This window comes from Pseudomonas sp. SWI7 (genome assembly GCF_006351945.1).
Lineage (GTDB): Bacteria > Pseudomonadota > Gammaproteobacteria > Pseudomonadales > Pseudomonadaceae > Aquipseudomonas > Aquipseudomonas fulva.
The window spans coordinates 1832078-1854516 of the sequence record NZ_CP040930.1; the positions used below are offsets into that span (position 1 = coordinate 1832078).

Genomic DNA, 22439 nt, shown 5'->3' on the forward strand with positions numbered 1-22439 from the left:
CCTTGGAAATTCTTGCAGTTTGCCATCAGACCCCGGGCTCACGCAGAGGTTGCCCGCGCCTGATCGTTTTGTTGTTCGCACACGCCCAACGGCAATTGCAGGGTGAACGTGGCACCTTGGCCCTCCTCGCTTTCGACCAGAATATGCCCGCGGTGGGCCTGGACGATCTGCTCGGAGATGTAGAGCCCAAGCCCCAGGCCACCCGTCGCCTTGTGGTTCGAGACCCGCTCGAACTGCTGGAAGATACGCTGCTGGTTGGCCGCACCAATGCCAATGCCATTGTCTTGCACCTGCACGCATGCCATGCCGTCCAGCTCGAACACCCGCACGTGCACAGGCTTGCGCTCCCCGTAGCGCAGGGCGTTGGACAGCAGGTTCGCCAGCACTTGCTCAATGCGAAATTCATCCCACTCGCCAGCCAGGCACCCGTCACAGTGCAGGTCGATGCGGGTATCCAGCGCGATCGCTTGCGCCGTGAAGTTCTCCACCAGCCCCTTTACCAGCTGGCTGAGGTCAAACAGCTTCGGGCGCAGTGAGAGTTTACCGGTGCGGATGCGTGACACGTCGAGCATGTCTTCGATCAGCCGTATCAGGCTGTTGATCTGACGCTCGTCGCGCTCGACCATGGCCTTGAGCTTTTCCTCACTGAAGGCCTCAAGGTTGCCCCTGGCCAGGTTCAGCTTGCGCAGTTGCGTTTCCAGGATCAAACCGTTCAGAGGCGTTCTCACCTCATGGGAAACGATGGACATGAAATCGTCACGCATCCGCACGGCGTGCTCCAGCTCGCAGCGCGCGCTTTGCAGCTTATCCAGCAAGGCCTCCTGCTCCTGCCGGCTGCGCTCGAGCGCTTGCAGTTGCTGGTCGAGCACTTTGCGTTGTCGGTAGAGATCCACGAAAACCGACACTTTGCTTTTGACCGCCATGGTATCGAGCGGTTTGTAGAGAAAATCCACGGCGCCGCTTTCGTAGCCCTTGAAGGCATAGTTCATTTCGCGCCCAGCCGCGGTCACGAACACGATAGGGATGTTGCGGGTTTTTTCGGTACCGCGCATCAGCTCGGCCAGCTCGAAACCGTTCATGCCAGGCATCTGCACATCTAGGATGGCCAAGGCGAATTCGTGCTCAAGCAGCAGTGACAACGCCGCTTCGGCGGACTGGGCTTGATGCACCTCGCGATCGTCACCCTGTATGAGGGCATCGAGGGCCAGGAGATTTTCTGGCAGATCGTCGACGATCAGCAGTTTGGCGATGGTCTGGCTTAACATGCGCTGGATTCCAGAGTACCAAGCAACTGCTCGATACCACTCAAAGGAAGAATATGGTCGGGACGATGCAGGGCCAAAGCGGCCTCCGGCATCAGCGCGACCTGTGCATCGCGAGGGTCCTGGACAATGGTCCGGCCGCCGCTGTTCTTGATGTACGCAAGGCCTTGGGCGCCATCTTCATTTGCGCCAGTGAGCAGTATGCCCAGCAGTGCCGCGCCATAGGCATCGGCTGCCGACATGAACAGGTAGTCGATCGAAGGCCTGGAAAAGTGCTGCGCCGGCTCCTGGCTCAGAGAAAGGGTGAAGTCGCATTCTACCGAGAGGTGGTAACCAGGGCCCGCCACGAAGATACCGCCGTCTTGCAAAGGCTGCTTGTCGCGTGCCTCGAGCACTGGTCGGCCCAAGCGACGTTGCAGCACTTCAGCCAGATGACTATGCCGGTCCTCGGGCAGATGCAACAGGCACACCACAGGCACCTTGCACGCCCCTGGCAACCCGCCGAGCACCTTGAACAAGGCAGTCACACCGCCCGCCGAGGCGCCGATCACGACAGCTTGTATGCCCTTCATGACTTGCGGTAGATCCGTTCAGGCTTGACCCAGGGCTCGAAGCGCTGGCTGTAGGCCGAGAAATCAACCGACTCCTTGCTGCCCAGCACCAGAAAACCCCGGTGGCAAAGGGACTCATGGAACAGGCCCAGGGCGCGGTCCTGCAGGACCTTGTCGAAATAGATGAGCACGTTGCGGCACGAGACGAGCTGGGTTTCCGAGAACACACTGTCGGTGGCCAGGCTGTGATCGGCGAAGGTCACCTGCTCACGCAAGGTGCTGTCCATGATGGCGTTGCCGTAAGCAGCAGTGTAGTAGTCGGAGAAGTCGCGTCGCCCACCGGCCAACCTGTAGTTTTCTTCATACTCGCGCATGCTTGGCATGGAATAGATGCCTTGCTTGGCTTTTTCCAGCGAGTGCGGGTTGATGTCGGTGGCGTAGATGATGGTGCGCTCCAGCAGACCCTCCTCGCGCAGCAAGATGGCCATCGAATACACCTCCTCGCCTGTGCTGCAGCCGGCGATCCAGATCTTTATCGACGGCCATGTGCGCAACAGCGGAACCACTTCGTTGCGCAGGGCAAGGAAGTGGCCAGGGTCGCGAAACATCTCGCTGACTGGAATCGTCAGGTACTGCAACAACTGCATGAACATGCCAGGGTCATGCAGTACCCGCTCCTGAAGCGCAGACACGGTCTGGCAGTCGAACTGGCGCAGGGCATGCAGGATCCGGCGCTTGATCGAAGCGCCAGAATAATTGCGGAAATCGTAGCTGTACTTGAGGTAGATGGCCTCGATGAGCAAGCGGATCTCGATGTCGGTATTGCGTTCGCTAATCAAATTCGCTCCAGTTGCGGCAACCACACACGTATCAGCGAGAACAGGCGGTCCAGGTCGATGGGCTTTGCCAGGTAATCATTGGCGCCGGCCTGCAGGCAGCGGTGCTGGTCGTCCTTCATCGCCTTGGCAGTCACGGCGATGATCGGCAGCTTGCGCCAGCGAGGCTGCTGGCGGATCAGCCGGGTCGCTTCGAACCCATCCATTTCCGGCATCATGACGTCCATCAATACCAGGTCGATATCCTCATGCTGTTCGAGGCGTTCGATGGCTTCGCGGCCGTTGCGGCCGATTTCGACGATGGCCCCCTTGTGCTCCAGGGCACTGGTCAGGGCAAAGATGTTGCGCACATCGTCGTCCACCAGCAGGATCTTGCGCCCTTCGAATACCTTGTCGCGGCTTCGCGCCGTCTTGAGCATACGCTGACGCTCATGGGACAGCTGCGATTCCACCTTATGCAGGAACAGGGTGACCTCATCGAGCAGACGCTCGGGCGAGCGTGCGCCCTTGATGATGATCGAGCGCGAATACTTGAGCAGGTCGGCCTCCTCTTCACGCGTCAGGTTACGACCTGTGTAGACGATCACAGGTGGGAACGCGCGGATATCTTCAGCCGTCATGCGCTTGAGCAACTCGTTACCGAGCATGTCAGGCAGCTTGAGGTCGATGATCATGCAGTCGTAGACGTTTTCGCGCAGCAGTGCCAAGGCTTCCTGGGCCAGGCCCACAGCGGTGATCTCGACGTCTTCGTCGCCGATCAGCCGGGCAATGCTCTCTCGCTGCAGGTCATCGTCCTCTACCAGCAGAATACGCTTGAGCTTCTGGGTCAGCTTGGCTTCCAGGCGCGCGAAGACTTCCTTGAGCTCTTCGCGGCTGGTGGGTTTGACCGCATAACCGACTGCGCCCATGTGCATGGCCGCTTCGACGCGGTCCTCGACCGAAATGATATGCACCGGGATGTGCCGCGTCTCGGCTTGTTCCTTCAGGCGCTGCAGTACGGTCAGGCCGGAATGGTCCGGCAGTCGCATGTCCAGCAGTACGGCATCGGGCAGGAACCGAGCAGCCAGCTCGAAGCCCTCGTCGGCGCCATGGGCCACCAGGCAGCTGTAGCCCAGTTCATGGGCCAGATCGAAGAGAATACGGGCAAAGTTTGGCTCGTCCTCAATGACCAGAATGCAGCGGTTGGTGAACGGCGCCCGCTCGCGGTCATCGGTGAAGGCCAGGATCGGCGGTTTGGCCGCCGCTGCTGGCGGCTGGATGACCGATGGCAACGCAGTCACCGCAGGGCGTAGGGTAAGCGGCGCGACGGGCTGTTCGTCGACATCATGGCGCTCTGGCAGTACCAGGCTGAATACGCTGCCTTGGCCCGGCGTGCTCTGTACGGTGATCTGCCCGCCCAACAGGCGGGCCAGGTCGCGGGAGATGGACAGGCCCAGCCCGGTGCCACCATAGCGGCGGTTACTGGTGCCATCGACCTGGTGGAATGCACCGAAAATGGCTTGCTGCTGATCGGGCGCGATGCCAATCCCGGTGTCGCGCACCGCGAACACGATGCCGGCCTCGGGCTGGTAGCCGATATTCAGGCTGACCTGACCACGCTCGGTGAACTTGATGGCGTTGGACAACAGGTTCTTGAGGATCTGTTCCAGGCGCTGGCGATCGGTGAACAGGGTAGCCGGCACGTGCTCGGCCGCTGTGACCTCGAAGCCCAGCCCCTTCTGAGAGGCCAGTGGCGTGAACATGTCACGCAAGCCCTCGACCAGCCGTTCGACGTGGGTCGTTTCGGGGCGCACCTCAAGCTTGCCGGCTTCGACCTTGGCAATGTCCAGAATGTCATTGATGAGGTTAAGGAGGTCATTGCCCGCCGAGTAGATGGACTCGGCGAATTTGACCTGCTCCTGGCTCAGGTTGCCTTCGCCGTTCTCGGCAAGCAGCTTGGCCAGGATCAGCGAGCTGTTGAGCGGCGTGCGCAGCTCATGGGACATGTTGGCAAGGAATTCGGACTTGTACTTGCTCGAACGCTGCAGCTCATCGGCACGAGCCTGAAGCTCGGCCTGTGCACGGCTAAGCTCCTCGTTCTTGAGGTCCAGTGCATCGGTGCGCTCGGACAATTGCTCGTTGGTCTGCTCAAGCTCCGCCTGTTGGGTCTCAAGGTAAGCCTGGGACTCCTTGAGCACCCGGGACTGCTCTTCGAGTTCTTCGTTGGCGGTTTTCAGCTCTTCCTGCTGGACCTGTAGCTCTTCGTTGAGCTGCTGGGTTTCGGCCAGCACTTCCTGCAGGCGTTGACGGTAGCGGGCGCTTTCGATGGACATGCCCAGGTTGCCCGCCACACGCTCGAGCATCTCCGCGTCGCGGTCCTGCAAGGGGCGCAGCAGGCCCAGCTCGATGACACCGTTGACTTGACCGTCCTCGGTGGCCGGCACGATCAGGCCGCTGCGAGGCAGGCCCTTGCCCAGGCCCGACGCCAACCGGTAATAGTCTTCCGGCAAGGCATCGAGGCGGATCAACCGTTCTTCACGCACCGCTTGTGCCAGCAAGCCGTGATGATCACCCAGCACCTGCTCGCGGGCCTGTTCCTGGGCTTCGAGCCCATAACTAGCCACCCGCACCAGGCGGCCATGTTCATCACGCACATACACGGCGCCAACCACGCTGCCCAGGTAGGCAGCGAAGAACCGCAGGATTTTGTCACCCAGCATGGGCAAGGACAATTGACCCAGCACCTGCTGGGCCAGTTGGGTCTGGCCGTTACGCAGCCAGGCCTGATGCTCCAGTCGCTCTGCAGCGCGCTGCTGGGCCTGCAAGTTCTTGGTGTAGCTGTCGGACAAGGCCAGCAGGTCTCGGCGTCCGAGGTAGGCGAGCAATGCGCTGAGCCCGACCAGCAACACAATGAACGTGATGATGCCCGCGACGGTGACAGTGCTGACCGTCTCGTTACGGGTCATGCGCAGCTGTTGCTCGGCGCCGATCAGGTCCTCGAATTCCTTGCGGATTTCGTCGGTCAGGCGTTTGCCACGGCCGTTACCGATCAGTTCTCGGTATCCCCCTTCGGCGCGGCGCAGGTCGATCATCTGGCTGCCGAAGTCGTTCCACGCGCCCTGCAGCGCGATCAGCCGATCGATGCGCTCGACCTGCTGGGGATTGTCCTCGACCATGCTTCGCAGGCTTTGCAGGCTGTTGAAGATCCTGGGCTTGGCCACCTCGTACGGGTCTAGGAAACGCTCATCGCCTGTGATCAGAAAACCGCGCATCCCGGTTTCCATGTCGATCGAGAGCTTGAGCGTTTCGTTGGCGTTACCGATCACCTGGTCGGTATGTTCCACCCACTGCATGGCAGACAGCAGGTAGTTGATAACGGCGACGAACGCCACGGCACCGAGCAGGCCGAGCCCCAGGGGCAGGCCGATGTTGCGGCTCAACAGCTTGCGAAAGCTACGTTGATCCATCGAGGCAGCTTGTATCATCTGAAAACGCCCGAGCAAATGAGGTCCATGAACAGCATGGTCAATCTTTCCTTATAGTAAGGGGCAGCCCCTGGCCTGGCGCACGCCCTGATCAGCGTGCCCGGCATTTAGCCAGCATTTGAAACATACCTGCTCCAATCGTTCCATCGGATCGATCAGATAGGTATTCTTCGGGAACTTCTGGGCCCTGGCGACGCACAGAACAAAAGACATTCAACAAGACAGGATCTGAACCATGTCCCTTCTGGTAGTCGAGGACGACGACATCGTACGCATGCTCATGGTCGAGGTCCTCGACGAATTGAAATATGACGTGATCGAGGCGCAAGACGCCACGACCGCACAGAAAGTACTCGAAAATCCTGACCAAACGCTCGAACTCATGATAACCGATGTTGGCTTGCCGGACATGGATGGCCATGACCTGGCCAAGCGTGCACGCGTACTGCGTCCAGGGCTTCCTGTGCTGTTCGCCAGTGGCTATGGCGACAACGTCGAAGTGCCTGAAGGCATGTACAGAATTGGCAAGCCTTACTCCATTGACCAATTGCGAGACAAGGTGGCCTCTATCCTTGATGCCCATCAAGCGGGGTAGTTGGTTCGGCTTGATAATCCGTTGTCGGGCGTGCTTCACGGCGCAGCAGGTAGATGTCCATTATCCAGCCCTTGCGCCTGCGTAGAGTTGACCGGGCCTCCACAATGCGTGCCTTGACCGCGTCAAGTGGCCCGGCGATCACCATCTCGTCTGCGGTTCCCAGGTAGGCCCCCCAGAAGATCGTGAGCGCCGGATCGGACAGCTCAGCAAAGACGCAGGCACTGTCGAGCATCACCACAACATTGTCGACTTGTTCGAAATCCGCCAGCCGCCGTCCTGGCAGCACGATCAACGGCTCACCGGCACGTGTGAGCGCGATCTGGTGACGGGCGGCCAACAGCTGCATGCTGCTTATTCCTGGTACAACCTTCAAAGCAAGCGACACGCCCTGCTCGCGGACCAATTCCATCACACGTAGCGTGCTGTCGTACAAGCCTGGTTCACCCCACAGTAAAAATGCGCCGGTCTGCCCTGGGTGCAGTTGCGCCTGCAGCAGCGAGGCATACGCCATGGCCCTCTGACGGTGCCAGACATCGACCGACTCGGCATACCCTGGAGCCTGCCTGGCGCGTGGCGGGTCGGTAATCTGCACGATGCGATAGCTGTCGTCGGGTCGGTAGCGCTGCAGGATCGCCTTGCGCACCTCCAGAAGGTCCTGGACCTCGGGACCTTTGTCCATGACGAAAAACACGTCTACGCAGCGTAACGCCTCGACCGCTTCGTAGGTCAACTGACGAGGATCGCCAGCACCAATGCCGATCAGCAGTACTTGTATCATTTCCCCTCCCGTGCCATTTCGCCCACTCGCTAAAAGGCGACTGGCCATGAACGTGCTCGCGTTGGCGCAATGATGAAACCTCAACACTTGCTTCACACTTTTTTCACAGCGCCCTAGGCATCATAAACACAGCTAACGGACTAGCGACCCCATCACGCGCCCGCACACGCGGGCCTCTAATTCCAGCGCCCTGCCTTCAGCAGGGCGCTTTCATTTGCGCAATCGTTTCACTGCCGTATCATGAGCAGCTTGTCCGTTTCGCCGGGTCCTTGCACCCGCCCCCGTCTCAGGAGTTTCCATGAGCTTGCACGATCTGCAAACCGTTCCGGGCGTCACCGCACAGCCTGACGCTGCCACTGCCCAATTCGTCTTCAACCACACCATGCTGCGGGTCAAGGACATCCAGAAGTCGCTGGATTTCTATACCCGCGTACTGGGTTTCCGCCTGGTGGACAAGCGTGATTTCCCGGAAGCTGCTTTCAGCCTGTACTTCCTGGCCCTGGTCGACCCTGCCCAGATCCCAGAGGACGACCATGCCCGCCACCAGTGGATGAAGTCGATCCCGGGCGTGCTCGAACTCACACACAACCATGGCACCGAACAGGATGCCGACTTCGCCTACCACGATGGCAATACCGATCCACGCGGCTTCGGCCACATCTGTGTCTCGGTGCCGGACGTACGTGAAGCCTGCGCCCGCTTCGAAGCCCTGGGCGTGCCGTTCCAGAAACGCCTGCAAGACGGACGCATGAACCACCTGGCCTTCATCAAGGATCCGGATGGTTACTGGGTCGAGGTCATCCAGCCTGGCGAGGTGAAAGCCTAAGGCTCACAGGCCACGCTTGTCGGGTGACCGCCCGCATACCCTTTGCTGTGGTATATGAAGTAGAGGCTTCATTGCCACAGCGAGGTACCGATCATGCAATCGCTCCAGTGTGAATACCGCAAGCACGTCATCACCGCCAGCGTCATGCCTCATCCTGATTCGCCGCTCCCCTTTGCGGCAGGCTGCCTGATCACAGCGCCCGACGGCCATGTCAGCCGCCGGCTATCGATGCCCATGAAGTTCTTCAGCGACTTGGACAATGCCCAGCATGTGTCGCTGGCGTACGGTCGGGCGCTGGTTGACAAGCAGTTGGATCAAGCCACACAGGCGCGCTGATCGCCGCAGCGACCCGACCCTGCTTGCTGGTCGCTGCATGCCGCAGGGTCTGCAGCTGGCTCAGCCTTGACGCGCGTAGGTCACGGCAGCTTGTACCTGTTCAGCCGTTGGCCTGATCCCGGTGTACAGGACAAATTGCTCCAACGCTTGCAGTGCGATGACTTCAAGCCCGGTGATCACCCGCTTGCCGAGCTGCTCTGCGTGCTTGATCAGCGGTGTTTGCGCGGGCATGGCCACGACATCGAATACGCACTCGGACGCAGCAATTGCCATCTCGCTGAACGCCAGCTGCTGCGCCTCTGGCCCACCTGCCATGCCCACCGGGGTGACGTTGATCAGCATTGGTGGGCAAAGGTCGCCAAGTTCGGGCAGCCAGCGGTAGCCGCACACATCGGCCAGTCCCCGCCCGGCCTGCTCGTTACGGGCGACAATCATGCCTTCGCCAAAACCTGCGTCACGCAACGCACTGGCCACCGCCTTGGCCATGCCACCGCTGCCGCGCAAGGCGAACGCCGTGGCCGGGTCCACCTTGTGCTGCGTCAGCAACTGCCGGACTGCCAGGTAGTCAGTGTTATAGGCTTTGAGGTGGCCCTCGGTATTGACCAAGGTGTTGACGGAGTCGATTGCCGCAGCCGAGGGGTCAATTTCATCGACCAACGCCATGCACGCTTCCTTGTACGGCATCGAGACACCACAACCACGAATGCCAAGCGCCCGGATGCCCGCTACAGCAGCCGGCAAGTCATCGGTGCGCATGGCCTTGTAATAGAAATCCAGGCCAAGCTGCTCATAGAGGTGGTTGTGGAAGCGGACACCGAAGGTCCCTGGACGGCCTGCCAGGGAAATGCACAGCACGGTATCCCGGCTGGGTATAAGGGACATACACGATCCTTTTGCGGTGTACAGACGGTGAGTGAGCCTAGCAGAGCGGATGCCCCACGCATACCGACTCGAGGCTGCTCGCAACGCCCTACGAATCGACCATGCACAATGACGCAAGCACATTAGGCAAAACTGATAAGCACTATTGAGCACATTGATTTCAGTCCCGCCCATGGCGTCGGTACAGTAACGCCATGTCTTAGCGGAGGGCTGTAGATGGCCACTATCGAGATCATGTCCGTGATCGGCTCGGCAGTACCGGCCTCCTTGCGCAATCAGGGCCTGCTGGCTTGCTGGTACCTGGTCAGTAATGGCGAGCCGGTCAGCGGGCCGATGCCGAGCCTGGCCAGTGCGCGCGCCCTGATCGAACAGCTGCAACCCCTCAGCCTACTCGCCTGACACGAACATTTAGTGCTGCTCCCTGTTGCCCGCCATCGTGCGGGCTTTTTTTTAAGTGCCCTGTCACTCGCCAGGCTGCGCGCATCCGCGAAACGCTGTAACCTTGCCGTTTCAAAACACCGAGACACTTCGTCCAAGGAGACGTCGTTGCCATTCCCTGCAAGGCTTCCTGGCTCATGACGGCACTGGTCGACAGCTTTCGGGACGAGGCCATCGAGATCATGGCCAACGGTGAATCCATCCTCCCTTTGCTGAGCGCCTTCGTCACTGCACTGGCTGCGCAACTGCCGGGCAGTCACGTCGGCATCAATATCCTGGACCATCCAGGCAAAACCTTCAGGCACTCTGTCTTTCCGAGCCTGCCTGAAGCGTTCAGCAGCAAGCTCACTGGCAATCCCATTTCGACAAACCGCGGCTCATGCGGCCTGGCCATTCTCAGCGGCGCGGCCATTGATGTGCCTGACGTGGCTAACGATCCACGTTTCGCAGCAGCCTGGAAGGGCTTGTTTCATGAGTATGGACTCAAAGCATTGACGTCGTTTCCGGCCCCGGACAAGGACGGCGCCGTACAAGGCACCATCGCCCTGATCTACGACCCACAACGCCCGATTACCGAGGCTTTTCGCGCACAGATGCCCAGCGCCTTGCGTTTGTGCGCGCAGCTCTGCGCCTACAGCCGTACCCAGGAAGCGACCGCGATACTCGTGACCGAGCTTGATCATCGTATGCGCAACCTGTTCAGTACCCTTGGCGCTGTCGCCATCCTGACTGCGAAGCATCATCCAGAAATCACCGAGTTCCGCAGTGTTCTGCAAAACCGCCTGGTGACGATGCAGAAGGCTCACACGCTGGCGCTTGCGAAGACCCCAATCAGCTTGCACAGCCTGGTGACTGAAACCTTGGCCCCCTATGTGACGGACATGCACGACGACAAAAGCAGGCCGTACATAATCCTGGCGCCCGAGGCGGCTTCTGCACTGGCGTTGGTCCTGCACGAGTTGGCGACAAACGCCGTGAAATATGGAGCCTTTTCACAATACGGCGGCGTTGTGGCCTTCAGTTGGCAGATTGAAGAGCAGACGGACTCACCGCCTCATTTCACCTTCAACTGGCATGAATCCGGCGGCCCAGTGGTTGCGCCGCCCACCAGGCGAGGCTATGGCACTGTGATGATGCAAGGCAGCTTACGCAACGCGTTCAACGGCAAGGTGACGTTCAACTACCAGCCGGCTGGATTCAGTTGCCAGATCACCGCCCCGTTTACCCAGAAGCTAGGCAAACACATCTGCTGAACGGCCTGAACGAGCCGCTGAAACCGGTGATGGCATGCATGCCACTGTTGTACAACAGTCGAGTTTCAAGCCAATAGCTGTACAAACTGCACCGCCTATCCATTCGAAGCAACGCGCTGCTGACCTAGCCCTCGGAAGCACATGATGGAAACGATGGTCTGCGCTCATGAAGGGAAAACGGATCTTAGTGGTCGAGGACGAGCCTGCCCTGCGGGAATTCTTGGCCATGATCATAGAAGATACAGGCGCGACGGTCGTCTCTGTGGATACCGCCGAAGAGGGTATTCGCCAACTCGATAAGCAGCCCTGGGCGGCGGTGGTGACCGACGTGCGCACACCGGGGCTTTCCGATGGCTGGGATCTGGCCTGGACGGCTTACGAAAAATGGCCGCGCTTGCCTGTGATCGTGACCAGTGGCGGGCACAGTAGGCTCGACGTGCCATTACCACCCACCGCTGCATTCATTGCCAAGCCGTGGTCGATCGAGGCGATGATCATGCTGCTGGTAGGGTGCACCGGTACGGACCACTCATCCGACAACTAGGCCGCAGGGCTTTACCAACCTGGTAATTGCCAGTGGGCAGGCAACGCTTTATCTTTGCGTTTTTAGGTACCGCTGACAGACATTTCTCGGCAAGGCATTCGGTATAAATGCCTGCCCAAGGATTCGTCATGTCTAAAAACACCCTCTGGTCGATTTCGCTTCTGGCTGTCACCGCGGTATGGGGTTGGAGCTTCGTGGCCAAGCACGACACGCTGAGCATCATGGCTGCCTCCACCTTGAATGCGTGGATGTTCAGCCTGGCCGCATTGGCGCTGCTCCCCTTCTCGATTCGCTCGTTTCGACTGATGGGCCCACGCACTTGGTTGAGTGCTGGCTTGGCCGGGGTCGTGCTGTTTTTGGCTTTTTCGCTGCAGACCTCCGGTACTGCCCTGACGACGCCCTCCAATGCCGGTTTCATCACGGGCCTGTGTACTGTGTTCACGCCGGTGCTGATCTACCTCATGGGCAAGGGTCGCCCCAGCCTGAAGCAAGGGGTCGGAACCGGTATCGCGGTAGTCGGGCTCGGCCTGCTAAGCCTGGATGGATTTACCCTGCACTACGGCGATTTGCTGGTGCTGGGGTGTGCCGTGTGCTTCGCGTTGCATATCGTGATGGTATCGACGTTCACCACGCCTGCGCTCGCTTTGGCATCGGCTTCGATTCAATTAAGCGTCGTCGGCGTGCTGTCGCTGATATGGAGTTGGTCGAACAACGAGTTCTTCGTACCCACCACGCTACCTGTCACCACCACCCTCCTGGTATTGGCGCTGCTGGCAACAGCCTTGGCTTACGCCATCCAGAACCGTGCCCAAGCGGTGTTGCCCCCGGAAAAGGTTGCATTGATACTCATATGCGAGCCAATTTTCGGCGGCCTGTTCGGCTACTTCCTTGCCGGTGATCGTTTGCCTGCCGAGCGTCTGGCCGGCGCAGGCTTGATATTGGTCGGGTTGGCCATCACCGAGCTGCGACTCACGCGCATCGCCTCGCGTGCCTGGCGCAGGGCATAGGTATTTTACGACCCGAAAGTGCCAGCAGGCCCGTAGGGGCTGGGCCCGCTGCGAGGCTTCATTTGCTTCCCATCACTCTGGCTTGGGGGCCGTTTCATCTTCATAGGTAAGGTCTACGACGAGCTTCACTGCATCTTCATCATCTTCGAGCAATTGCACACTCCCCTCCTGGTCCTCGACCTCGTAGAGTTCATCGAGATCGTCACGCTGGTACCACTCCGGGATGTCATCTCCGCGATACGTTCTCAATTTCACAACCATGCCTGGATCCTCCGTATGTTCAAAGGTGACAGGGCCGAGTCACACGGAGTTCACCTCGAATCAGTAAATCAGCCCAAGCGGTTCAGTGAGAGGGGACGACCAAAGGATGGGGAGTTGGCCTACTCAACGCGCTGAAGCCGTACCCGCAGGATTAAATTTCCTTCACCTTACGCCCATTGGTGATAAGGCAATCGACACGGCTTGAGCCATACTCCAGAATGCGCCGGCTTGGGGAAAACCCTCGCAATGCCAACGACATAGCCCTCTTTAGTGAGCCTCAACGTGAAAACGATCCTGTCCACCCTCAGCCTTGTGTTGTTGCTCACAGGTACCCTGACCCCTATTACCGGCGCTGTCGCTGCACAGCCCGCTGCCCAGTTGCAACGTGACCCCGCCAAGCTGCACTTGGCCTCCGGCAGCGCCTTGTTGATCGACCTCAACACCAACAAGGAGCTGTACGCCAGTCACCCTGACCGCGTGCTGCCCATTGCGTCGGTGACCAAACTGATGACGGCCATGGTCGTGCTCGATGCCAAGCTGCCCATGGACGAAATGCTGACCATGACCATTGCCAACAACCCGGACATGAAAGGCGTCTACTCTAGGGTTCGGCTCGGCAGCCAGTTGAACCGACGCGAGACGTTGCTGATCACCCTGATGTCCTCGGAAAACCGCGCCGCAACCACCCTGGCCAACCACTACCCTGGCGGTTACCCGGCTTTCATCAAGGCGATGAACGCCAAGGCACGCAGCCTGGGCATGAGCCATACCCGCTACATCGAACCCACCGGTCTTTCGACTCAGAACGTCTCCACTGCCCGCGACCTGACCAAGCTGTTGATGGCGTCGCGCAAGTACCCTCTGTTGAGTACGTTGTCGACCACCCGTGAGAAAACCGTAGCGTTCAGCAAACCCAATTACACACTCGGGTTTCGCAACACTGATCACCTGGTGAACAAGAGCAACTGGGACATCAAGCTGACCAAGACCGGCTTCACCAACGAGGCTGGACACTGCTTGGTACTGTTGACACGCATGGACAACCGTCCGGTCGCCATGGTCATTCTCGATGCATTCGGCAAGTACACCCACTTCGCCGATGCCAGCCGTATGCGCCAGTGGCTTGAGACGGGCGCGGCCAAGCCAGCCCCAGCGGTGGCCATGCAGTACAAGGCCGATCGTCACAACAAAGCGCGGTTGGCCGCCGATTGACCCTCTCGGCTTGGTCAGCGCCGGCTAGGCACGGGTGCTGACCAGGCCACCGGCACTGCCACCACCGCTTTGCTGCAACAGTTCAAGCAACTGTGCCGAGGCCGCGATGATCTGGCTGCTGAGCGTGGCAATGCTGCTTTGCTTGGTGCTGATGGCAGCCATCTTCGCGGTCTCTTCCATGTCGCTGTTCATCAGCGCTGAAAGTTGTTTCTGCTCCTCTGCCAGCTGTTTCTGCAACGTCTTGATCAACTCGCGCAGCTGCTTGACGGCCTCTGGCTCGTCGCTGTCGTCGCTCTGGGCAGATTGTGCCTGGCCCGTAGCCGTGGCGTTGAGGCTGTCACTGGTGATGCTCAACGGGCCGGGCGCTTCGCCCGCCTGCACACGCCGTTCACGCTCGGCGGCAGCGTCAACGCTCAGCGTCTGGGCTGAGACGCCGTTGATCAACAGATTGCTCGAGTTGATTGCGACCATGATGATTCCTTGCTCCAAAACCGGTCCGTGCCCCATTTATCGGCACAAATGGGCTTGTCTTGAGCCCTGCTAAATTCCCTGTCGGTTGGCTCGTTCCAGAAGATGTACCAGCGCGGTAGCCGGATCACCGGTGAGCGTCCACATCGACCTTATGGAATCGCGGCCATGACCCAAGCCACACAGCAGGAAACCATCAAAGATCTGATCGGCGTAGGCTTCGGCCCGTCCAACCTTGCGCTGGCAATCGCCCTCGAAGAGCTGGCCGAAAGCCAGGGGCGCGCCCTTGACGCGCTATTTATCGAGAAGCAGCAGGACTATTGCTGGCACGGTGAAACCCTCGCCACCCAGAGCGAGTTGCAGATCTCCTTCCTCAAGGACCTGGTGTCCCTGCGCAACCCCACCAGCCCCTACAGCTTCGTCAACTACCTGCACCAGAAACAGCGCCTGGCCGACTTCATCAACCTGGGCACCTTCTATCCCTGCCGACTGGAATACAACGACTACCTGCGCTGGGCTGCCGAACATTTCGCGACCCAGGCGGTATACGGTGAAGAAGTGCTGCGTATCGAACCTGAAATCACCCAAGGCCGCGTCGAGCACCTGCGCCTGGTGTCCCGTGATGCCGAAGGCCGGGAATACACCCGCAGGGCCCGTTCGGTCGTGGTGGGCAGCGGCGGAACACCGAAGATTCCGGAAACGTTCGCGGCCTTCAAGAACGACCCGCGCGTGTTCCACCATTCCCGCTACCTCAGCAGCCTCAGCCAGCTGCCCTGCAATGCCGGAAAACCAATGCGCATCGCGGTCATCGGCTCAGGCCAGAGCGCAGCCGAGGCGTTCATCGATCTCAACGACAGCTACCCGTCGGTGAAGGTGGACATGATCCTGCGCGCCTCGGCGCTCAAGCCGGCCGACGACAGCCCGTTCGTCAACGAGATTTTCGCACCCGACTACACCGACCTGGTCTACAACGAACCGGCCGATCAACGCAGCAAGTTGCTCGATGAATACCACAACACCAATTACTCGGTGGTCGACCTGAACCTGATCGAGCGCATCTACGCCATTCTCTATCGGCAAAAAGTGGCCCATCAGTTCCGCCACAACGTGCTGTGCCGGCGCCAGGTCGAAGCGGTGGTGGGCACCTCAGAAGGCATCGAGTTGACCCTCAGCGACCTGGCCACCGGCCAGCAACAGACCCACCGCTACGATGCCGTCATCCTGGCCACCGGCTACGAGCGCCGTTCGCACCGCGACTTGCTGGCCCCCCTGGCTGGCTACCTGGAGGACTTCAACGTCGATCGCAACTACCGCGTACTGACCAGCCCCGACCTCAAGGCGTCGGTGTACCTGCAAGGCTTCTGCGAGAACAGCCATGGTCTGAGCGACACGCTGCTGTCGGTTCTGCCCTCGCGGGCCGCCGAGATTGGCCGTGCGCTCTATCACGACCTGCCATCGTTGCGCACCCTGCCACTGCCAGAAGCGGTCCTTTCCCGCGCCTGACAGACGCTTCGCCACCGGCCCCCCGTTTCAGGTGCAGGGGGCCGGTTCCTCAGCCTGAAACATTTCCTTGCATTTAAATCGACGGAATTTCGATTCTCATTCGTCCTTATCAATACAGCTCTCCAGGGTTGGGCTTAAGCTCGACCCCTTATTGTGAAGATCGTCTGATGGCCAAAACTCCGAAAAAATCCAAGTCCAGGCTCTGGTTCCTGGTCCACAGCTGGCTCGCGCTGCCGATCTGGTTCTTTGTCCTGATCGTGTGTTTCACCGGCATGCTCGCGGTGGTCAGCCAGGAAATCGTATGGCTGGCCGACCCTGCGGTCCGCGCCAACAAGCCCGATGCCGACGTGGACCGCCTGAGTTTCCAGCAAGTGCTCGATGCGCTGCACAAGGCCGAGCCCGAGATGATCGTGGACATGCTTCGCCAGCCCGACGGCTCGCACTTCGCGGTCATTGCCAACGTTACCCTGCCCGACGGCACCAGCCCCACGCTGTATGTAAACCCCTACACCGGGGCCATCCAGGGCAAGACGCCCGACTTCGACTTCGAAGCCTTCACCCGCGCCTTGCATGGGTGGTGGCTGGTGCCATTCACCAACGGTTACAGCTGGGGCTGGTACCTTGTTTCACTACTGGGCCTGCCCATGCTGGCGTCCCTGGTCACAGGGCTGGTGGTGTACAAGAAATTCTGGAGGGGGTTCTTCAAGCCGGTGCGCACCGGTCACGGCTCGCGGATTTTCTGGGGGGACGTGCATCGCCTGGCCGGCGTCTGGTCCATCTGGTTCATCGCCGTCATTTCCATTACCGGTACCTGGTTCCTGATCCAGGCCATTCTGGGCGATAACCACGTCACGATTTCCACACGCCCCATCGTGCCGGTGATTGCACGCGAGGACGTGCCGCAGACCACCGACGGCACCCCGGCACCACGCATCGACCTGGACGAAGCCGTGCGCATTGCCGGGCAAGCGGTACCGGGCCTTGAGGTCAGCTTCGTGATATTGCCCGCCACGGCGTACAGCCATATCAGCCTTTCGGGGCCGGGGTGGTACCCGTTGATGTTCCAGAATGCCTCGGTCAACCCCTACACCCGCCAGGTCGACAGCCAGTTCCGCATCAGCGACCGCACGCCCCTGGAGTTCGTCACCGAATCCATGCGTCCGCTGCACACCGGCGACTTCGGCGGGCTGCCGATCAAACTGGTGTGGTTCTTCTTCGGCCTGGTATTGACCTTGATGGTGTTCAGCGGCCTGCTCATCTGGACCAAGCGCACCGCCCAAGCTACCGCCGCCGCCCTCAAGCGCAGCGAGCGCGCCCCGCGCGTCGCACAGCGCGAGCCTACCCTGGAGACCCAACCATGAGCCAGGCACACACCCTTGAGCAACGGCCATTGAAGCAGATCTGGTTGAAGTGGCGGTTTCACCTGAACATTCTGCTGCTCCTGATCCCGCTGGGCTTCATGCCCCAGTACTTTGCCGACGCCAAGCTGTTTCGCGGCGAAGCCGGGCTGGGCGCGAACGTGATACGTGATATCAAAGTAGGGCCCTACAGCCTGGACCTGGCTGAAATGCGTGACGAAGTGCCCCAGGCCGATGGTCCGGCCGGCTACTTCAAGGTGTTCAATGCCTCGCTCTGCAAAGGCTGCGCCCAAGAGGTGAAAGCCACCTACCTGCGCATCGGCAAGCCGCGCAGCCTGCGCGCCGCCGGCACCATTTTCTTCGGGGCCCCCTACCACATGGGTACCTCCCTTCCGATTGCGCCGCGTACTCGGCCAGATGCCCAAGTGTGGATCACCCTTGAAGGCTGGGACGGCAGCATGCATCAAGCCTCGGTGCCCTTGGCCCAGGCATCGCCAGCCACCGTGGCCTGGCTCAAGAAACAAGGAGGCAACAAATGAAACACCTCATGCGTAGGCTCATGCTCCCTTCACTGCTGTTGACCGCGACGGCTGCCATGGCACACAACCCCATGTGTGAATGTGAGGAAGTGCCAGGCAGTCAGATCAAATGCACTGGCGGCTTTTCTGACGGTAGCGGTGCACCTGGTGTAACCCTGGACGTGATCGGCTACGACGAACAGGTGCTGGTCGGCGGCAAGCTCGGGGATGACTCCACCCTCACCTTCAAGCGCCCGGATGGTGAATTCTACGTGTTGTTCGACGCAGGCCCTGGCCATGTGGTCGAAGTCGACTACGCCGACATTTCGCAACCATGAGCCGGGTTCAGGTGATTCGCCCGGCCGGCGCCGGGCATGAAACGTTGTATGTGCTGATGGTCAGTGCATTTATCGTAGCCCTGGCAGCCAGCGTCGTGCTGGTGCGTGGGGAGCGTGTGGACGATCAGCCGATCGCCAGCCATCAAATTGACGCTCGGCGGGACCTGACGCCGGCTGAGCAAGGCCTCTACACCGACCTGCGGGTGGCCTTCGACGAAATCCAGTACCTTCGCGAGGAAGAGGGCGCCGTGCCCGACGTGCAAACACTGGCGGCCGAGGGTCTGCCGCCTTTCGTCGTTGATGCCGGTAGCCAGGGCCGTGGCGATCACCACTGGTCGTTGCTGGCCGACGGCGCCTACCTGGGCCGCAGCCAGGCGCCGGAAATCGCCGGCGACCTGCTGATGATCCTGCCCGCCGAAGCTGGCGCCGAGGCCGAGGTCTGGCTCCTTAGAGACAGCCCCAGCTCATCGGTCGATGACCTTGCCCCGGCAAGCCTGATCGTCGCCGGCTGGCGCCAGGTCGTCAGCCACTACGACGCCGGTGTCACCCGCGAACACCGTCACTGACTCCAAAGGAATGTTCCATGCTTCGCTCCGCCCTCGCCCTGCTCCTGGCCTGCGCCCTACCCGCCTTTGCCCTGGCCGACGCCGGCAAACCGCTGCGTATCGGCATCACCCTGCACCCTTACTACAGCTATGTGAGCAACATCGTTGGCGACAAAGCCGAGGTGGTGCCGTTGATTCCGGCTGGCTTCAACCCGCATGCCTACGAGCCTCGCGCCGAGGACATCAAGCGCATCGGCACGCTCGATGTGGTCGTGCTCAACGGCGTCGGTCATGACGACTTCGCCGACCGCATGATCGCGGCCAGCGAAAAACCGAACATCGCCACCATCGAATCGAACCAGAACGTGCCTCTGCTCGCGGCAACCGGCATTGCCGCACGCGGCGCTGGTAAGGTCGTCAATCCGCATACATTCCTGTCCATCAGCACCACCATTGCGCAGGTCAATAACATTGCCCGGGAGCTGGGCAAGCTGGACCCGGAAAACGCGAAACTCTACACGCAAAATGCGCGGGCCTATGCCAAGCGTCTGCGTGCCCTGCGTGCAGAGGCCTTGGCAAAGGTGAGCCAAGCGCCTGGTGCCACCTTCCGGGTGGCCACGATCCACGCTGCCTACGATTATCTGGTGCGTGATTTTGGCCTGGAAGTCACCGCCGTGGTGGAGCCTGCCCACGGCATCGAGCCCAGTCCCGCTCAGCTGAAGAAAACCATCGACCAACTCAAAGCGCTGGATGTGCGCGTCATCTTCTCGGAAATGGACTTCCCCTCGGCCTATGTGGAAACGATCCAGCGTGAATCCGGCGTGCGCTTGTACCCGTTGACGCATATTTCCTACGGCGAATACACCAAGGACAAGTATGAGGTCGAAATGAAGCGCAACCTCGACACAGTGGTGCGCGCCATCGAGGAGAACCGCGCATGACCGCCGCCACTCAGGTGCTGCCGGTTTGTGGACCTCGCATCGAGTTCGAGGCGGTCAACCTCGAACTGGGCCGTACGCGCATTCTCGAACAGGTCAGTTTCAGCGTCGCGGCCGGCTCGGTGCATGCCATCGTCGGACCCAATGGGGGCGGCAAGAGCTCGCTGATCAAGACACTGCTGGGGCAGATGCCTCATCAGGGCCGATTGGCCATGCACTGGCCCAGCGAGCGGGAGGTGATCGGCTACGTGCCTCAGGCGCTGGAGTTCGACCGCGGCTTGCCCATGACCGTGGACGACTTCATGGCTGCCATGTGTCAGCGCCAGCCCGCCTTCCTAGGGTTGTCCAAGCGTGTCCAGCCGGCCATCGAGGCGGCCCTGACCCACGTCGGCATGCTCGACAAGCGCAAGCGGCGCATGGGGGCACTGTCGGGCGGTGAGCGTCAGCGGGTGCTACTGGCGCAAGGGCTGATTCCCGAACCGCAACTACTAGTACTGGACGAACCCATGTCGGCACTGGACGAAGCGGGTATTCGTGTGTTCGAGCACTTGCTGGCCAGCTGGCGTCGCTCCGGCACCACTGTCTTGTGGATCGAGCATGACCTTGAAGCCGTGCTGCGGCTGGCTGACCGGGTAACCGGCCTGAGCCGCCGCGTGCTGTTCGATGCACCGCCTGCCCAGGCTCTCACCCCTGAGCGTCTGCTCGGGCTGTTCTCCGTCCATCCGCGCAGCGAGAGCCTTGCCTCATGAGTTTCGAATCCTTCCGTGAACTGGTGCAGCAGTGGGCCGTTCAAGGCTACTTGCCCGAAGCGCTGGCCTACGGCTTCGTCGTCAATGCGCTGCTGGCAGGGTTGATGATCGGGCCGGTGCTCGGTGGCCTTGGCACATTGGTGGTGGTCAAGCGCTTTGCCTTCTTCTCCGAAGCGGTCGGCCACGCGGCGCTGACTGGCGTGGCCATCGGCATCCTGTTGGGCGAACCCTATACTGGGCCCTACGGCAGCCTGTTCGGCTATTGCCTGCTGTTCGGCATCCTGCTGAATTTCCTGCGCAATCGCACCGGCTTGTCGCCCGACACGCTGATTGGCGTGTTCCTGTCGGTGTCATTGGCGCTGGGCGCCAGCCTGCTGCTGATGCTGGCCGGCAGGATCAACGTGCACATTCTGGAAAACGTGCTGTTCGGTTCGGTGTTGACCGTCAGCGGTCAGGACCTGGTCGTGTTGGGAATCGTCGCCGTGCTGGTGCTGGCCTTGGCGCTGCCGCTGTACAACCGCATCATGCTGGCCAGCTTCAATCCGCAACTGGCTGCTGTACGCGGGGTGGCGGTCAAAACCCTGGACTACCTGTTCGTGGTGCTGGTGACCTTGGTCACGGTGGCCGCGGTCAAAGTAATCGGTGCGATTCTGGTGGGCGCGTTACTGGTCATCCCCGCGGCTGCCGCGCGCCTGGTCAGCCAGTCATTGAAAGGCTTTTTCTTCATCTCGGTGTTCATCGCTACCCTGAGCACCCTGTTCGGCATTCTGCTGCCCATTGTCTTCGACCTGCCTGTACCGTCCGGCGCCGCGATCATTCTGGTCGCTGGCCTCTGCTTCGCCCTGGCCGCCCTGGCCCGCGCGCTCGTCCCACGTCTGCAAGGAAACCCGGCATGAACCTCAAACGCCTGTGTCTGGCCGTCGCCCTTACCAGCCTGCCGTCCCTGGCCTCGGCCACCCAGGTGCTGACCACCCTGCCGGTGACCCACAGCCTGGCCAACACCTTGCTCGAAGGCACTTCGGTTGAGCTCAAACGCGCTGCGCCGGCGAATTTGCCCGCCAGCCGCCAGCCGTCATATTTCAGTGGTCGTGGCGAAGCCAGCCTGCACAAGGCGGCCCAGCAGGCTGACGCTGTGATCGGCGTGCGTTCGATCTGGCGAGACGATCCGCTTTATCCGGTGGCGCGGCGCAGCAATATCCGCATCGTGGAAATCGACGCCGCTCGCCCCGTCGATGGTGCATTGCCAGGCATCGCCGTGACGGGGGCTGATGCCTACGCCGGCTACCCATGGCTCAGCCCCACCAACCTGGGCCGCATGGCCGATGTCGTGGCCAATGATCTGGAGCGGCTGTCACCTGCGGACAAGGCACGCATTAAAACCAACCTTGCCGGCTTCAAGCAGCAAGTGTTGGCGCTGGCCGCCAATAGCCAGACGCGTCTGGCCAAGGTGGAAAACCTGACCACCGTCAGCCTTTCGGAGCGGCTGGGTTACTTGGCCAGCGGATTGAACCTGGACCTGGTGGACCAGCCGCTGCCCACCGAGTGGGATGCCGCTGCGCTCAAAGCCTTGGCCGACAACCTCAAAAACCAGGACGTGGCCCTGGTCCTGGATCATCGGCAACCAGAGGCCGCCGTGGCGCAGGTCATCAAAGACAGCGGCGCGAAGCTGGTTGTCGTGCAGAGCGATACCGACGACACGCTGGCAGGCTTGAAGAGCAGCGTTGATCTGATCGTCGAGGCATTAGGCCAAGGCTGAAGGGGTAGCGCAGTACCTGTG

General features: G+C 60.6%; 25 protein-coding genes. 17 read left to right on the forward strand and 8 right to left on the reverse strand.

Annotated features, from left to right (window positions below):
* Positions 1-38: 38 nt before the first annotated feature.
* From FH041_RS08225 to FH041_RS08240, 4 genes are read right to left on the reverse strand one after another with little or no spacing between them, the layout of a single operon-like run.
* On the reverse strand, positions 39-1265 hold the full coding sequence (locus FH041_RS08225) for a hybrid sensor histidine kinase/response regulator (RefSeq protein WP_088522968.1): 1227 nt from the start codon (positions 1263-1265) through the stop codon (positions 39-41).
* Positions 1259-1834, reverse strand: coding sequence for a chemotaxis protein CheB (locus FH041_RS08230; protein WP_027914714.1), 576 nt, complete (start codon positions 1832-1834; stop codon positions 1259-1261). Before FH041_RS08230 ends, FH041_RS08225 begins: the two co-directional genes overlap by 7 nt.
* A complete protein-coding gene (locus FH041_RS08235; protein ID WP_027914713.1) occupies positions 1831-2652 on the reverse strand; it encodes a protein-glutamate O-methyltransferase CheR in 822 nt (273 codons plus the stop codon). Before FH041_RS08235 ends, FH041_RS08230 begins: the two co-directional genes overlap by 4 nt.
* Positions 2649-6113, reverse strand: coding sequence for a response regulator (locus tag FH041_RS08240; protein ID WP_028686987.1), 3465 nt, complete (start codon positions 6111-6113; stop codon positions 2649-2651). Before FH041_RS08240 ends, FH041_RS08235 begins: the two co-directional genes overlap by 4 nt.
* Before the next feature lie 235 nt (positions 6114-6348).
* Between FH041_RS08240 and FH041_RS08245 the strand changes: the two genes are divergently transcribed.
* Positions 6349-6708 (forward strand): response regulator, encoded by a 360-nt coding sequence (locus FH041_RS08245; protein ID WP_059183115.1) that lies wholly within the window; start codon positions 6349-6351, stop codon positions 6706-6708.
* Here the strand turns inward: FH041_RS08245 and cobF are convergent.
* On the reverse strand, positions 6680-7486 hold the full coding sequence (gene cobF, locus FH041_RS08250) for a precorrin-6A synthase (deacetylating) (RefSeq protein WP_140174392.1): 807 nt from the start codon (positions 7484-7486) through the stop codon (positions 6680-6682). The two genes, FH041_RS08245 and cobF, sit on opposite strands and share 29 nt — an antisense overlap.
* A gap of 298 nt (positions 7487-7784) precedes the next feature.
* On the opposite strand from cobF, the gene gloA reads away from it, so the two are divergent.
* Positions 7785-8312 carry a lactoylglutathione lyase gene (gene gloA / locus FH041_RS08255; RefSeq protein WP_028686986.1) on the forward strand — a complete coding sequence of 176 codons (528 nt, stop codon included), beginning with the start codon at positions 7785-7787 and terminating at the stop codon, positions 8310-8312.
* 93 nt (positions 8313-8405) lie between these two features.
* Positions 8406-8648: a hypothetical protein gene (locus FH041_RS08260; protein WP_088522970.1), complete on the forward strand. Its 243-nt coding sequence runs from the start codon at positions 8406-8408 to the stop codon at positions 8646-8648.
* Positions 8649-8708: 60 nt separating this feature from the next.
* On the opposite strand, the gene FH041_RS08265 is transcribed toward FH041_RS08260, so the two are convergent.
* The gene (locus tag FH041_RS08265) at positions 8709-9530 is read right to left on the reverse strand and encodes a shikimate 5-dehydrogenase (RefSeq protein ID WP_028686985.1); all 822 of its coding nucleotides are present in this window, start codon (positions 9528-9530) and stop codon (positions 8709-8711) included.
* Positions 9531-9746: 216 nt separating this feature from the next.
* On the opposite strand from FH041_RS08265, the gene FH041_RS08270 reads away from it, so the two are divergent.
* The 4 genes from FH041_RS08270 to FH041_RS08285 all read left to right on the forward strand — a co-directional run bounded on the left by FH041_RS08270 (position 9747) and on the right by FH041_RS08285 (position 12772).
* Entirely contained in the window at positions 9747-9929 is a 183-nt protein-coding gene (locus FH041_RS08270) for a hypothetical protein (RefSeq protein WP_027914707.1), read from the forward strand.
* 176 nt (positions 9930-10105) lie between these two features.
* Positions 10106-11221, forward strand: a complete 1116-nt coding sequence (locus FH041_RS08275; protein WP_088522972.1) for an HWE histidine kinase domain-containing protein — start codon at positions 10106-10108, stop codon at positions 11219-11221.
* Between the two features lie 226 nt (positions 11222-11447).
* Positions 11448-11765: a response regulator gene (locus FH041_RS08280; protein ID WP_231977316.1), complete on the forward strand. Its 318-nt coding sequence runs from the start codon at positions 11448-11450 to the stop codon at positions 11763-11765.
* A 128-nt stretch (positions 11766-11893) separates the two neighbouring features.
* Positions 11894-12772, forward strand: coding sequence for a DMT family transporter (locus FH041_RS08285; protein WP_028686983.1), 879 nt, complete (start codon positions 11894-11896; stop codon positions 12770-12772).
* A 72-nt stretch (positions 12773-12844) separates the two neighbouring features.
* On the opposite strand, the gene FH041_RS08290 is transcribed toward FH041_RS08285, so the two are convergent.
* Positions 12845-13027 carry a hypothetical protein gene (locus FH041_RS08290; RefSeq protein ID WP_134325423.1) on the reverse strand — a complete coding sequence of 61 codons (183 nt, stop codon included), beginning with the start codon at positions 13025-13027 and terminating at the stop codon, positions 12845-12847.
* 288 nt (positions 13028-13315) lie between these two features.
* Between FH041_RS08290 and pbpG the strand changes: the two genes are divergently transcribed.
* A complete protein-coding gene (pbpG, locus tag FH041_RS08295; RefSeq protein ID WP_027914703.1) occupies positions 13316-14245 on the forward strand; it encodes a D-alanyl-D-alanine endopeptidase in 930 nt (309 codons plus the stop codon).
* 24 nt (positions 14246-14269) lie between these two features.
* Here the strand turns inward: pbpG and FH041_RS08300 are convergent, their stop codons facing one another.
* The gene (locus FH041_RS08300) at positions 14270-14716 is read right to left on the reverse strand and encodes a hypothetical protein (RefSeq protein ID WP_027914702.1); all 447 of its coding nucleotides are present in this window, start codon (positions 14714-14716) and stop codon (positions 14270-14272) included.
* A gap of 165 nt (positions 14717-14881) precedes the next feature.
* Here FH041_RS08300 and FH041_RS08305 point away from each other — a divergent pair, with 165 nt between their 5' ends.
* From FH041_RS08305 to FH041_RS08345, 9 genes are all read left to right on the forward strand, one after another.
* The gene (locus FH041_RS08305; RefSeq protein WP_140174393.1) at positions 14882-16216 is read left to right on the forward strand and encodes a lysine N(6)-hydroxylase/L-ornithine N(5)-oxygenase family protein; all 1335 of its coding nucleotides are present in this window, start codon (positions 14882-14884) and stop codon (positions 16214-16216) included.
* A 167-nt stretch (positions 16217-16383) separates the two neighbouring features.
* Entirely contained in the window at positions 16384-17577 is a 1194-nt protein-coding gene (locus FH041_RS08310; RefSeq protein ID WP_027914700.1) for a PepSY domain-containing protein, read from the forward strand.
* Entirely contained in the window at positions 17574-18113 is a 540-nt protein-coding gene (locus tag FH041_RS08315; RefSeq protein WP_088522974.1) for a thiamine pyrophosphate-binding protein, read from the forward strand. Before FH041_RS08310 ends, FH041_RS08315 begins: the two co-directional genes overlap by 4 nt.
* The gene (locus FH041_RS08320; protein WP_027914698.1) at positions 18110-18430 is read left to right on the forward strand and encodes a hypothetical protein; all 321 of its coding nucleotides are present in this window, start codon (positions 18110-18112) and stop codon (positions 18428-18430) included. The genes FH041_RS08315 and FH041_RS08320 overlap by 4 nt, the downstream gene beginning before the upstream one ends.
* Positions 18427-18996: a DUF6162 family protein gene (locus FH041_RS08325; protein WP_027914697.1), complete on the forward strand. Its 570-nt coding sequence runs from the start codon at positions 18427-18429 to the stop codon at positions 18994-18996. The genes FH041_RS08320 and FH041_RS08325 overlap by 4 nt, the downstream gene beginning before the upstream one ends.
* 17 nt (positions 18997-19013) lie before the next feature.
* Complete coding sequence (locus FH041_RS08330) at positions 19014-19916, forward strand: metal ABC transporter substrate-binding protein (protein WP_027914696.1); 903 nt, start codon at positions 19014-19016, stop codon at positions 19914-19916.
* Positions 19913-20662: a metal ABC transporter ATP-binding protein gene (locus FH041_RS08335; protein ID WP_088522976.1), complete on the forward strand. Its 750-nt coding sequence runs from the start codon at positions 19913-19915 to the stop codon at positions 20660-20662. Before FH041_RS08330 ends, FH041_RS08335 begins: the two co-directional genes overlap by 4 nt.
* Positions 20659-21558 (forward strand): metal ABC transporter permease, encoded by a 900-nt coding sequence (locus tag FH041_RS08340; RefSeq protein WP_027914694.1) that lies wholly within the window; start codon positions 20659-20661, stop codon positions 21556-21558. Before FH041_RS08335 ends, FH041_RS08340 begins: the two co-directional genes overlap by 4 nt.
* Positions 21555-22418 carry a metal ABC transporter solute-binding protein, Zn/Mn family gene (locus FH041_RS08345; protein ID WP_088522977.1) on the forward strand — a complete coding sequence of 288 codons (864 nt, stop codon included), beginning with the start codon at positions 21555-21557 and terminating at the stop codon, positions 22416-22418. The genes FH041_RS08340 and FH041_RS08345 overlap by 4 nt, the downstream gene beginning before the upstream one ends.
* Positions 22419-22439: the final 21 nt, after the last annotated feature.